Raw genomic sequence first — 12,709 nt, forward strand, 5'->3', positions numbered from 1 at the left:
CTTGGGGCTCACTAGGGGGCGGGAATACTGGGGCTCTCATGAGTGCGCCGCTGAACCTCATCGCCCTGGAGCGCGTGTCCAAGGCGCACGGCACGACCGTCCTGCTCGACGACGTCTCCCTCGGCGTCGCCGCGGGGGAGCGGATCGGTGTGGTCGGCCGCAACGGGAGCGGGAAGTCCACGCTGCTCGGCGTCCTCACCGGCCGGGAGGACGCCGACTCCGGCCGGGTCACCCGCCGCGGGGACCTCGCCGTCGGCGTCCTCGACCAGTCCGGCACGCTGCCGCCGGGGACGACGGTCCGCGACGTCGTGCTGCCGGAGACCCTGTTCGCCGCCGAGCACGAGTGGGCGGCCGATCCGGCCGTGCGCAGCGTGCTCACCGGCCTGGAGCTCGACCGCCTCGGCCTGGATGCCCCCGTGGCACCCATGTCCGGCGGCGAGCGGCGCCGGGTGGCACTGGCCGCCCAGTTGATCCGCCCCCTGGACCTGCTCGTGCTCGACGAGCCGACCAACCACCTCGACGTCGAGGGGGTGGCGTGGCTGGCCGACTACGTGAAGAGCCGGGTCGGCGCCCTGGTCGTCGTCACCCACGACCGGTGGTTCCTCGACGAGGTCTGCTCGACCACGTGGGAGGTCGCCGAGGGCAAGGTCTTCGCCTACGAGGGCGGCTACTCCGCCTACACCCTCGCCCGCGCCGAGCGGGCGCGGATCGCGGCGGTCACCGAGGAGCGCCGGCTGAACCTGGTCCGCAAGGAGCTGGCCTGGCTGCGTCGCGGACCGCCGGCGCGCACCAGCAAGCCGCGCTTCCGCATCGAGGCGGCCGAGGCGCTCATCGCGGACGAGCCGCCGCCACGCGAGTCGCTCGCCCTCAAGGGCTTCGCCGCCCGCCGGCTCGGGAAGACCGTCTACGACGTCGAGGACGTCGACTACGCGGTCCGCTCGGACGACGGGGAGCGGACGCTGTTCCGCGACCTCACCTGGCACGTCGGCCCGGGCGACCGGATCGGCGTCGTCGGCGTCAACGGGGCCGGGAAGACCTCGCTGCTGCGGCTGCTGGTCGGCGAGCTCGAGCCCGACCGCGGCCGGGTGGTGCGCGGCCAGACGGTGGCGGAGGCCTACCTCTCCCAGCACGTCACCGAGCTGCCGGGGCGGCTGCGGGTGCTCGAGGCGGTGCAGGAGGTCGCCCGGATCGCCCGGGTGGGCAACCAGGAGATCTCCGCGTCGTCCCTGGCCGAGCGGTTCGGCTTCGCCGCGGCCCGCCAGTGGACGCCGGTCGGCGACCTCTCCGGCGGCGAGCGGCGCCGGTTGCAGCTGCTGCGGCTGCTCATGGGGGAGCCGAACGTGCTGGTGCTCGACGAGCCCACCAACGACCTCGACATCGACACCCTGACCGCGCTCGAGGACCTGCTCGACTCGTTCCCGGGCACGGTGCTGGTGGTCAGCCACGACCGCTACTTCGTCGACCGGGTCTGCGACTCGGTGGTCGCGCTGCTCGGCGACGGCTCGCTGGCCGCGCTGCCCGGCGGGGTCGAGGAGTACCTGGCCCGCCGCGCGGCCGGGGAGGCGCAGCTGCGCCCGGCCGGCGGCACCGGACCGGCGCCGGCCGGCGTCGTCCCCGCCTCCGGTCCCTCCGCGGCGGAGGTCCGGACCGCCCGCAAGGAGGCGGCCCGCCTCGAGCGACGGCTGGAGAGGCTCAGCGCCGACGAGGAGAAGCTGCACGCGCAGCTGGCCGCCGCCGCGACCGACCACGCCACGGTGATGGAGCTCGACGCGAAGTTGCGGGAGCTGCTCGCCGAGAAGGACCGGGTGGAGACCGACTGGCTCGCGGCAGCCGAGGTCGCCGAGGGCTGACCCCCCTCGCTGCGGTGCCCGCTCCCCGTCCATCACGCGGACAGAGGGCGGGCACCGCCGCCAGATACGTCAGCTCGGCTGGCCGAGGTAGAACGGCAGGCCCTGGTCGTCCCGGCACAGGGCGGTGAGCCCGTACGGCTGCTGCTCGATGTCGCCGGCCCGGCCGCCCGCCGTCCGGACCGCCGCGACGGCGACCTCGAGGTCGTCCACGGCGTACATCGGGACCATGCCCGGCTCGTCGGACCCGCCGCCGATGCCGACCATCGGGACCGGGCCCTCGACCTGCCAGCCGTCGGGCACTCGCCCCGGGACGGCGGACCAGCCGAGGACGGCCTCGTAGAAGTCGCGGGCGCGGGCGCCGTCGGGCACCTGCAGCGTCAGGTAGACCGCGTCGCCGGGGCGCACCGGCGGCCGCGGCTCGCTCGGCGGCGCGGGGTTCGGCGTCTGCAGCATCCAGCGGTGCGCGTACGGATCGACGATGACGCCGGTCCGGCCGTAGGGGGCGTCGGCCGGCTGGCGCTCGACGGTCGCGCCGAGTTCGGCGGCCCGCGTGACCGCGGCGTCGACGTCCTCGACGGAGAGGTGCAGCGACACCGACGCCTGGCCGTCCTGCGGTCCCACGAGGCCCATCTCGGGGTACTCATCGGCGAGGTAGAAGGTCGCGGCGCCGATCTCGAGCTCGGCATGGCCGATCCGGTCGTCGTCCATGACGTAGGGGTCACCGACCACGCGCGCGCCCAGGGCCTCGGCGTACCAGGTCATCGCCGAACGGGCGTCGCGGACGGCGAGGTAGGGCGTCAGGTGCGACATGGCGGGACCTCCGGTGGGCTCGGGCTCGGTGGGACGGGGCTGCTGGAGGAGGGCACGGCGCAGGCGCTCGCGCAGTTCAGCGGCGAAGGCGGGGCGGGTTCCACGCGGTCGGCGGTTCGCCGCAGCTGGGTGAACGGGTCAGGCATCGCTGCCCCCGGTGAGGACGTACGCGCGGCGGAAGGGGGTGCGGGCGCGCACCAGCAACGCCTCGTCGCCTGGGCACGGACCGCGGCGGGCCAGCAGCCCGGGGTCGGGCGGTGGACCCACCGCGCGCGACCCCGGGCTGCTGCTCATGTCCGGTCGTCGTCCGGGCGCCCGCTTCTCCGACGCCCCTGCCCGAACTCTTCCTACCGCTGGGCCCGGTTGACCGCCGAGACCACTGCGCGCAGCGATGCGGTGACGATGTTCGGGTCGATGCCGACGCCCCACAGGACGCGGTCGCCGACCGCGCACTCGACGTAGGCGGCCGCGCGGGCGTCGCCGCCCGCGGACATCGCGTGCTCGGCGTAGTCCAGCACGCGGACGTCGACGCCCAGGCTCTTCAGCGCGTCGACGAAGGCGGCGATCGGGCCGTTGCCGTGGCCGGAGATGCTCACCGGGACGCCCTGGTCGGTCAGCTCCACGGTCATCTCGTCGAGCTGCTCGCCGTGCGCCCGGTGCCGGTGCCCGGTCAGCGCGAAGCGGCCCCACGGCGCCGCCGGGTCGGGCAGGTACTCGGCGCTGAAGGCCGACCACATCTGCTGGGCGGTCACCTCGCCGCCCTCGTCGTCGGTGTGCCGCTGGATGACGCCGCTGAACTCGATCTGCAGCCGGCGCGGCAGGTCGAGGTGGTGCTCGGTCTTCATGATGTAGGCGACGCCGCCCTTGCCGGACTGGCTGTTCACCCGGATGACCGCCTCGTAGCTGCGGCCGACGTCCTTGGGGTCGATCGGCAGGTAGGGCACGGCCCACGGCATGTCGTCGACCGGCGTGCCGGTGGCCGCGGCGTCGACCTCCAGGGCCTTGAAGCCCTTGTTGATCGCGTCCTGGTGCGAGCCGGAGAAGGCGGTGTAGACCAGGTCGCCGCCGTAGGGGTGCCGCTCGTGGACGCCGATCTGGTTGCAGTACTCGACGGTGCGGCGGATCTCGTCGATGTCGGAGAAGTCGATCTGCGGGTCGACGCCCTGGCTGAACAGGTTCAGGCCGAGGGTGATCAGGTCGACGTTGCCGGTGCGCTCGCCGTTGCCGAACAGGCAGCCCTCGATGCGGTCGGCGCCGGCGCGGTAGCCCAGCTCGGCGGCGGCGACGGCGGTGCCGCGGTCGTTGTGCGGGTGCAGGCTCAGCACGACCGCGTCGCGGCGGCCGAGGTTGCGGTGCATCCACTCGATCTGGTCGGCGTAGACGGTCGGCTCGGCCATCTCGACGGTGGCCGGCAGGTTGATGATCGTCGGCCGGTCGACCGTCGGCTCCCACACGTCGGTGACGGCGTTGCAGACCTCGACGGCGAAGTCCAGCTCGGTGCCGGTGAAGGACTCGGGGGAGTACTCGAACCGGATCTCGGTGTCGCCCATGTCCTCGGCCAGCTTGCGGACCAGCTGCGCGCCGTGGACGGCGATGTCGACGATGCCGGCGCGGTCGGAGTTGAAGACCACCCGCCGCTGCAGCGTGCTGGTCGAGTTGTAGAGGTGGACGATCGCCTGCTTCGCGCCACGCAGCGACTCGAAGGTCCGCTCGATCAGCTCGTCGCGGGCCTGGGTCAGGACCTGGACCGTGACGTCGTCGGGGACCAGGTCCTCCTCGACCAGCTGGCGGATGAAGTCGTAGTCGGTCTGGCTGGCCGCCGGGAAACCGACCTCGATCTCCTTGTAGCCCATGCGGACCAGCAGCTCGAACATGCGCCGCTTGCGGTCGGGCGTCATGGGGTCGATCAGTGCCTGGTTGCCGTCGCGGAGGTCGACGGCGCACCAGCGCGGGGCGACGGTCGTGACGCGGGTCGGCCAGGTGCGGTCCGGCAGCTCGATCGGGGTGAACGGCGCGTAGCGGTGGATCGGCATGCGCGAGGGCTGCTGCGCATTGCGTACGTGCGGGTGCGTGCTGGGGTTGCTCACGGTCTGGGCTCCTCTGAGGCGCGGGCTGGACTCAGCTCCGGTGGGGCGGTCAGCAGGCGCCGGGAACGCACGGACTCCGCGGCGAGGGGGCCGACCTAGGAGAGGGCCTCGCCGCGGCGGGTAAGCAGGAGGCTGCCGCGCACGCCCCCACGGTAGCAGCGAGTCAGTCCACGTCGCACCCACATGGGCACTCCGCGGCGTGCACCGGCCGTTCGCCGAGGTCCAGCTCGGCGCACTCCGGTGGGCACGCGCAGACCCACTCCGGCCACCCGCGCAGCTCACCGGCGGCCCACCGCCGCTGGTGCTCCTCCCGCCGCCGGCGCTTCGCCGCCAGCCGACGCGCCTCGCTGCGCTGCCGCGGCGAGTCCCCGGGCTGGGGGAGCTGGTGGTCACCCGGTGTGCCGAGACGGTCGCGCCGGAGATCGCGCCACTCGCGGACGCGGTCGAAGGTGTACCAGGGCTGCTCCCGGCTGTAGCGCTCGTCGCCGTGCCACCAGTACTGGTCCCCGTAACGGGTGTCGAGGTGGGCCGGGAACCGGCGTCCCGCCTGGTCCCTCACGGCACCGTCGGCCATACCCGTCACCTCTACGCCGGCTGCGTCGAGCAAGGCGAGCCGCAGCCCGGCGAGCTCTGCCGCGGCAGCCAGGACCCGCGCGTCGAAGCCGCCCGCACCGCTCTCCGCGGCCGCGACGGCGGACTTCGAGACGCGGAGACGAGCGGCCAGCTCCCGCTGTGAGAGGTCGGCGATGCGTCGGATCCGGCGAACCGCACCGGAGAGGGAGAACGGCACCCGGACAGCGTCAGGGGAGTGCGGGGGCGAGCGGGCGGTCGCCCGCCGATCTGTGGATGGTGCCTCGCGAGGGAGTGTTCTGACGATGCTTGTGCTCTGCCCACGATGCTGGGCAGAGCACAAGCATGGCCGGAACTGGTGGTGGGCGAGGCCTCCGGCCGGGCTGCGGGGAAGGGCTCAGAACTCGCGCTTGAGGCGCAGCCGGAGGGGGCGGCCGTCCGGGTCGTCGAAGAGCCGGTAGATCGGCGTGGCCCAGACGCGGGTGCGCAGCGAGAGCCGTTCGGGGCTGTGCGGGCGCAGCCGGCCGGGTGGGCGTGGTCCGCGGCGGCCGCCCTCGTGCCACGCCCGCAGCGCGTCGGCGCTCGCGTTCAGGGCGGCGACGAACCGCGCCGGATCGAGCAGGTCGTCGTCCTCACTGCCGCCGGGGTCGCGGTCGAGGTGCTCGCGGGCGAGCGTGAGCCGCAGGTTCCGGGCGAACACCCGCGCCCCCTCGCCGGTGCCGGCCGGGTCGCGGGGCTCACGGAGGTCCAGCGTGGTGTCGAGGACGGCGGAGGACAGCTCGCTGTCGTGCGTCCAGGAGCGCCGGTTGAAGTTGTCGCTGCCGACGCTGACCCAGACGTCGTCGACGACGCAGACCTTGGCGTGCACGTACACCGGCGTGCCCTCGTGGTTCTCCACGTCGAAGACGTGCACGCGGTCCCGTCCCGCGCGCCGGCACATCTCGATCGCCTGCCAGCGCCCGACGTACTGCGGCCGCTCGGCGAACGCGCCGTCCTGGTCCGGCACCCGCGGCACGACGACGACGAGGTGCAGGTCGGGGTGCTCGGCCAGGGACTTGGCGAACAGCCGGGCGACGTCGGCCGACCACATGTACTGGTCCTCGAGGTAGATCAGCCGCCGCGCCCGCTCGACTGCCTTCGAGTAGCCGCGGGCCACCGACCGCTCGCCGTCCGGTGCGAAGTCGTACCGGGGTCGGATCGCCGGATAGGTGCGCAGGTGCTGGACGACGTGCGGGCCGCACTCCGGCGGCGGGGGGAGCTGCGGCGGCAGGGGATCGGCGCGCAGCCGGGCGTGCCGCCAGTGGTCCCGGATCCACGCGAGGGGGTGGTCGGAGTCGGGACTGTCCGGGTCGTCCCAGCGTTCGCGGAAGATCGTGTCCAGCACCGCGACCGTCGGACCGCGGAGCTCGAGCTGCACGTCGTGCCAGGGCGGGGTGGGCCCGTAGGCCTGGGCCATCGGTTGCGGCTGCGGATCGCCGGCGTGCGTGGCGTCGTCCCGGCGCGAGTGGCACAGATCGATCCCGCCGGCGAACGCGACGTCGCGGGACGGGTCGCCCGCGTGCCGCAGGACGACGAACTTCTGGTGGTGGCTGCCCATGCGCCGCACCCGCTGGTCGAGCAGGACCTCACCGCCGCCGTGCTCGATCTCGCTGTCCAGCGCCCGGTTCTCCTCCTTGCTGAAGGACAGCTTGTCCCAGTGCGACCGCCACACCAGGCCGCGGACGCACACGCCGCGGCGGCTGGCAGCGGTGAACAGCTCGGCGACGGTCGGGCCCTCCGCGCGTAGCCGCTCGTCGGGATCGCCGCGCCAGTCGGTGAAGAACAGCTGGTCACCGGGACCGAGCGCTTCCACCTCCTCGACCAGCCGGTCGAAGTAGGCGGCGCCGTGGATCAGCGGCTCGGCGAGGTTGCCCGCCGTCCAGGCCGGGATGCCCGTCGCCGGGTTGCCGCGCTCCTCGGCGCTGAGCAGCCACTGCTCGGGATCCTGCACGCGGCGACGGTAGCCTGTTGACCCGTGGCTCTCGTCGTCCAGAAGTACGGCGGCTCGTCCGTCGCCTCCGCAGCGCACATGAAGCGCGTCGCCGAGCGGATCGTGGGCGCCAAGAAGGACGGCCACGACGTCGTCGTCGTGGTCTCCGCCATGGGCGACACGACCGACGAGCTGCTCGACCAGGCCAGCCAGATCACCGACGACCCGCCCGGCCGCGAACTCGACATGCTCCTCACGGCCGGTGAGCGCATCTCGATGGCGCTGCTGGCCATCGCCATCTCCACGCACGGCTACGAGGCGCGCTCGTTCACCGGCTCGCAGGCGGGCGTGATCACCACGTCCAGCCACGGCAAGGCGCGGATCATCGACGTCACCCCCGGCCGGCTGCGCTCGGCGCTCGACGAGGGCTCGATCGTCATCGTGGCCGGCTTCCAGGGCGTCAGCCAGGACACCAAGGACATCACCACGCTCGGCCGTGGCGGGTCCGACACCACCGCGGTGGCGGTCGCCGCGGCGCTCGAGGCCGACGTCTGCGAGATCTACACGGACGTCGACGGCGTCTTCACCGCCGACCCGCGGATCGTCCCCAACGCCCGGCGGCTTTCGACCATCACCTACGAGGAGATGCTCGAGCTCGCCGCGTCCGGCGCCAAGGTGCTCATGCTCCGCTGCGTCGAGTACGCCCGCAGGTACGGCATCCCGGTGCACGTCCGCAGCTCCTACTCCCAGCTCCCCGGCACGATCGTGACCGGCTCGATGGAGGACCTCTCGGTGGAACAGGCGATCATCACCGGCGTCGCGCACGACCGCAGCGAGGGCAAGATCACCGTCTACGGCGTGCCGGACCGCCCAGGCGAGGCGGCGCAGATCTTCCGTGTGCTCGCCGACGCCGAGATCAACATCGACATGATCGTGCAGAACGTGTCGGCCGAGGCCAGCAAGCTCGCCGACATCTCCTTCACGCTGCCCAAGAGCGACGGCCCGGCCGCGCTCGCCGCGCTGGAGAACGTGAAGCACACCGTCGGCTTCACCGACGTGAGCTTCGACCAGCACATCGGCAAGGTGTCGCTGGTCGGCGCGGGCATGCGCTCGCACCCCGGCGTCTCGGCGAAGTTCTTCGGCGCGCTCGCCGACGCGGGGGTCAACCTGGAGCTGATCAGCACCTCGGAGATCCGCATCTCCGTGGTCTGCCGCGACACCGACGTCGACGTCGCGGTCCGCGCGGTGCACGACGCGTTCGACCTGGGCACCGACGAGGTCGAGGCCGTGGTCTACGGAGGGACCGGACGATGAGCATCTTCAGGGGCAACGGGCTGCGGGTCGGCGTCGTCGGCGCCACCGGCCAGGTCGGCGGCGTGATGCGGCAGATCCTGGCCGAGCGGGACTTCCCGGTCAGCGAGCTGCGGTTCTTCGCCTCCGCGCGCTCGGCCGGCAGCACCCTGCCGTGGGCCGGTGGGGAGATCGAGGTCGAGGACGCCGCGCTCGCCGACCCCACCGGCCTGGACGTCGCGCTGTTCTCGGCCGGCGCCAGCACCTCGAAGGTGCAGGCCCCGCGGTTCGCCGAGGCCGGCGTGACCGTCATCGACAACAGCTCCGCGTTCCGGCGCGACCCCGACGTCCCGCTGATCGTCGCCGAGGTCAACCCGCACGCCCTGGCCGAGATGCGCAAGGGCATCATCGCCAACCCCAACTGCACGACCATGGCCGCGATGCCGGTGCTCAAGCCGCTGCACGACGAGGCGCAGCTGACCCGGATCGTCGCCAGCACGTACCAGGCGGTCTCCGGCAGCGGCCTGGCCGGCGTCGAGGAGCTCGACACCCAGGTGCGGTCCGTCGCCGACAAGGCCACCGAGCTCACCCACGACGGCGCGGCCGTCACCTTCCCCGAGCCGGTCAAGTACGTCCGCCCGATCGCGTTCAACGTGCTGCCGATGGCAGGTTCGCTCGTCGACGACGGCAGCTTCGAGACCGACGAGGAGCAGAAGCTCCGCAACGAGAGCCGCAAGATCCTCGGCATCCCGGAGCTGCTCGTGTCGGGCACCTGCGTGCGCGTGCCGGTCTTCACCGGCCACTCGCTGTCGCTCAACGTCGAGTTCGCCCGGCCGCTGTCGGTCGAGCGGGCCACCGAGCTGCTCACCGGCGCGCCCGGAGTGGAGCTCACGACCGTGCCGAACCCGCTGCAGGCCGCCGGCCAGGACCCGAGCTACGTCGGCCGGATCCGCCAGGACCCCGGCGTGCCCGACGGCCGCGGGCTGGCGCTGTTCGTCAGCAACGACAACCTGCGCAAGGGCGCAGCGCTCAACACCGTCCAGATCGCCGAGCTCGTCGCGCAGTCCCGCTGAGCATGAGCGGGGCCGCGCCGTCCGAGACGAGGACGCCGGCCCTGGTGCGGACGGCGCTGCAGGTTCTCGCCGTCGCCGCCGTGGCCGCCGCGGCCTGGTTCGTGGTCTTCCACGTCTCGCAGCGCCCGGTCTGGCACGACTTCTTCGATCTGCGCGTCTACCGCGGCTCGGTGCAGTGGTGGTTCGCCGACCGTCCGCTCTACGACTTCCGCCTGGGCGACACCCGGTACGGGTTCACCTATCCGCTGTTCGCCCTGCTGGTCATGGTCCCGCTGGCCCTCGTGCCGCTGACGGTGGCCGTGGCGGTGGTCCTGACCGCCAACCTGGTGGCCGTCGCAGTGATCACGGCCGTGCTGCTCGTCCCCGTCGCACGCCGGCACGGCTGGCCACCGGCGTTCACCGTGGCCCTGGCCGTGCCGGTGGTCCTCGCGCTCGAGCCGATCCGGGAGACCCTCGGCTACGGGCAGATCAACATGCTCATCCTCGGGCTGGTCCTGACCGACCTCGTGGCGCTGCAGCGCGGACGGCCGTGGGCCGGGGTCGGCATCGGGCTGGCCGCGGCGCTGAAGGTGGCCCCCGGCCTGTTCGTCCTCTACCTGCTGCTGACCCGGCGGCTGCGGCCCGCGGCCACGGCGATCGGCACCTTCCTCGCCGCCACGCTGATCGGGTTCCTCGCCGACGGCCGGGCGTCCTGGACGTACTGGACGGCGGACCTCTGGGACGACTCCCGGGTCGGTCCGGTCAGCAAGCAGACCAACCAGTCCCTGCTCGGCGTCCTGGCCCGGGCGACCGTCACGGACGAGCCGAACCGGGCGCTGTGGGCGGTGCTCGCCGCAGCGGTTCTCGTGTTCGCCCTGCGGCGCGCGGTGCGGGCCTGCCGGGCCGGCGACGAGCTCGTCGCGTTCACCCTGGTCGGCCTGGCCTCGTGCGCGGTCAGCCCGATCACCTGGACCCACCACCTCTACTGGGTGCTGCCGGCCGCCGTCGTCCTCGTCGACGTGGCGGCCGGGACGCCGGTGCGCGGCGTCGTGCCGGCGCGGCAGCGTCCGGTGCGGGCCGGGGCGGCTGTCGCCGTGCTCGCCGTCGTCCTGGCGTTCGGGCTGTCGGTGATGTGGTTCGGGGTGGAGGGCGTGCCGGGCCAGGGGTACCGGCACGGGCTGCTCGGGCTGCTCGCCGACGACGTCTACGCGGTCATCGTGCTGGCCCTGCTGGCCGTGCTGCCGGTGCGACGGCTCAGCGGGTCGGCGGCACCGTCCTCAGCGCGAACGACAGCGCCACCTCGACCTGCCGGATCGTCTCCTCGATGACCAGCGAGCCGTGGCCGGCGTCGAACCGGTACACCTCGTGCGGCTTGCCCAGCCGGTCCAGCTCGCCGAGGTAGTTGTCGATCTGCCGGATCGGGCAGCGCGGGTCGTTGGCCCCGGCCACCACGAGCACGGGCGCGGCGACCTTCTCGACGTAGGTGATCGGGGAGGACCGCACGAAGACGTCGCGCACGTCGTCGGGGGAGCCGCCGAACAGCGCCCGGTCGTAGGCCCGCAGCCCCTCCATCTCGTCCTCGTAGGCGGCCAGGTAGTCCGCGACCGGCACCTCGGCGATGCCGGCCGCCCACCGCTCGGGCTGCGTGCCGAGCGCGAGCAGGGTCAGGAAGCCGCCCCAGGAGCCGCCCGAGAGCAGCGCGCGGGCCGGGTCGACCACGCCCTCGGCGACCAGCGCGTCGTAGACGGCGGCGACGTCCTCGAGCTCGGTCAGCCCGGGCCGGCCGGTGAGGGCGTCGCGCCACTCGCTGCCGTAGCCGACCGAGCCGCGGTAGTTCACGTGCACGACCGCGTAGCCGGCGTCGACGTAGGCCGCCCGCCGGGCGCGGTAGGAGTCGTCGTCGAGGGACTCCGGACCGCCGTGCACCAGGAACGCCGTCGCGTACGGCGCCGGCCCCTCCGGGCGGACCAGCAGGGCGTGCACGTCGCCGCCCGGGCCGGGCACCCAGCGGTCCTCGACCGGGTAGGCGGCCGGCGGCTCATCCTCGGACACCGAGAGGACGACGGGGCCGTCGGCCCGGCGGATCACCGGTGGCCTCTCCGACGAGGACCAGGCGAGCTCCACCGTGCCGTCCGGCCGCGCCGTGGCGCCTCGCACGACGCCCTGCGGGGTGTCCAGGCGCAGCAGCGTCCCGCCGGCCAGGTCGTAGCGGTAGAGCTCGCTGCGGGCGGCCGAGTCGTGACCGACCAGCAGCGCCGACCCGTCCGGGTACCACCCGGCGGTCACGTCGCCGGGCAGGTCCAGGGCGAGCTCGGTCTCCTCGCCGGTGGCGAGGTCCCAGATCAGCAGCTCCTCGCGGCCGCGCCGCTCGTGCCCGACCAGCAGCCGGCGGTCGCCGGGCAGCGGGCCGAACTCCAGGGCGTGCAGGCCGCGGCCCTCGCCGTCCCACTTGTCGGCGACGACGGAGTCGTCCGCGGTGCGCAGCACGCGCAGCGCCGGGTAGCGCGGGTCGCCGTGCTCGGAGTGGGAGATGACCAGCAGCTCGTCGTCCCGGGTCAGGGCGTCGACCGACGCGGGGTCCTCGTGCCGGTAGACCACGCGGGCGGCGCCGGCGGACGGCGCCAGCCACAGCTCGCTGCCGTCGTCCGTGGAGCGGCCCACCGCCACCAGGGACCGGCCGATCTCCAGCCCGGCGGGGTAGGCGGGGCCGACCTCGGGCAGCGGCTCGGCGTCCGGGCCGCCCGCGAACGGCTGGGTCCGCCAGGTGCCGAACTCGTCGCCGTCGGTGTCGGCGAACCACCAGATCGTCTCGCCGTCGGGGGAGATGGTGCCGATCAGCGTGCCGTTGGGCCGGTCGGTGACCTGGCGGTGGGTGCCGGTGGCGCGGTCCCACGCGTACTGCTCGACGACGCCGCTCACGTCCGAGGTGTAGAGGCAGCGGTCGGGCGCGTCGTCGGCCCACTGCGGCAGGCTCACCCGCGGCGCCCGGAACCGCGCCTGCCAGCGCGCGGTGACCTCGGGGGACAGGGCAGGGGCGTCGGGTACGGCGGGCACGCATTCCTCCTCGTAGAACGACTCAGG

Annotated in this window: 10 protein-coding genes; 4 read left to right on the forward strand and 6 right to left on the reverse strand. The window is 73.5% G+C overall.

Annotated features, from left to right (window positions below; translation table 11 throughout):
* Window positions 1–38 precede the first annotated feature (38 nt).
* Complete coding sequence (locus tag AB3388_RS01575; protein WP_495408997.1) at window positions 39–1,850, forward strand: ABC-F family ATP-binding cassette domain-containing protein; 1,812 nt, start codon at window positions 39–41, stop codon at window positions 1,848–1,850.
* Between the two features lie 69 nt (window positions 1,851–1,919).
* Here the strand turns inward: AB3388_RS01575 and AB3388_RS01580 are convergent, their stop codons facing one another.
* The 5 genes from AB3388_RS01580 to AB3388_RS01600 form a co-directional block, all read right to left on the reverse strand.
* Window positions 1,920–2,660 (reverse strand): VOC family protein, encoded by a 741-nt coding sequence (locus AB3388_RS01580; protein ID WP_495408998.1) that lies wholly within the window; start codon window positions 2,658–2,660, stop codon window positions 1,920–1,922.
* A gap of 138 nt (window positions 2,661–2,798) precedes the next feature.
* Entirely contained in the window at window positions 2,799–2,954 is a 156-nt protein-coding gene (locus tag AB3388_RS01585) for a hypothetical protein (protein ID WP_495408999.1), read from the reverse strand.
* A gap of 53 nt (window positions 2,955–3,007) precedes the next feature.
* Window positions 3,008–4,747, reverse strand: coding sequence for a 2-isopropylmalate synthase (gene leuA / locus AB3388_RS01590; RefSeq protein WP_495409000.1), 1,740 nt, complete (start codon window positions 4,745–4,747; stop codon window positions 3,008–3,010).
* A gap of 163 nt (window positions 4,748–4,910) precedes the next feature.
* On the reverse strand, window positions 4,911–5,537 hold the full coding sequence (locus AB3388_RS01595) for a helix-turn-helix transcriptional regulator (RefSeq protein ID WP_495409001.1): 627 nt from the start codon (window positions 5,535–5,537) through the stop codon (window positions 4,911–4,913).
* Window positions 5,538–5,714: 177 nt separating this feature from the next.
* Window positions 5,715–7,307, reverse strand: coding sequence for a phospholipase D family protein (locus AB3388_RS01600; RefSeq protein ID WP_495409002.1), 1,593 nt, complete (start codon window positions 7,305–7,307; stop codon window positions 5,715–5,717).
* Window positions 7,308–7,331: 24 nt separating this feature from the next.
* Here AB3388_RS01600 and AB3388_RS01605 point away from each other — a divergent pair, with 24 nt between their 5' ends.
* From AB3388_RS01605 to AB3388_RS01615, 3 genes are read left to right on the forward strand one after another with little or no spacing between them, the layout of a single operon-like run.
* Window positions 7,332–8,600, forward strand: a complete 1,269-nt coding sequence (locus tag AB3388_RS01605; RefSeq protein WP_495409003.1) for an aspartate kinase — start codon at window positions 7,332–7,334, stop codon at window positions 8,598–8,600.
* Window positions 8,597–9,649, forward strand: coding sequence for an aspartate-semialdehyde dehydrogenase (locus AB3388_RS01610; RefSeq protein ID WP_495409004.1), 1,053 nt, complete (start codon window positions 8,597–8,599; stop codon window positions 9,647–9,649). Before AB3388_RS01605 ends, AB3388_RS01610 begins: the two co-directional genes overlap by 4 nt.
* 2 nt (window positions 9,650–9,651) lie before the next feature.
* Complete coding sequence (locus AB3388_RS01615) at window positions 9,652–10,956, forward strand: glycosyltransferase family 87 protein (RefSeq protein WP_495409005.1); 1,305 nt, start codon at window positions 9,652–9,654, stop codon at window positions 10,954–10,956.
* On the opposite strand, the gene AB3388_RS01620 is transcribed toward AB3388_RS01615, so the two are convergent.
* Complete coding sequence (locus AB3388_RS01620) at window positions 10,883–12,682, reverse strand: S9 family peptidase (RefSeq protein ID WP_495409006.1); 1,800 nt, start codon at window positions 12,680–12,682, stop codon at window positions 10,883–10,885. The two genes, AB3388_RS01615 and AB3388_RS01620, sit on opposite strands and share 74 nt — an antisense overlap.
* Window positions 12,683–12,709: the final 27 nt, after the last annotated feature.

The organism is Geodermatophilus sp. SMS 5-13 (assembly GCF_059428245.1).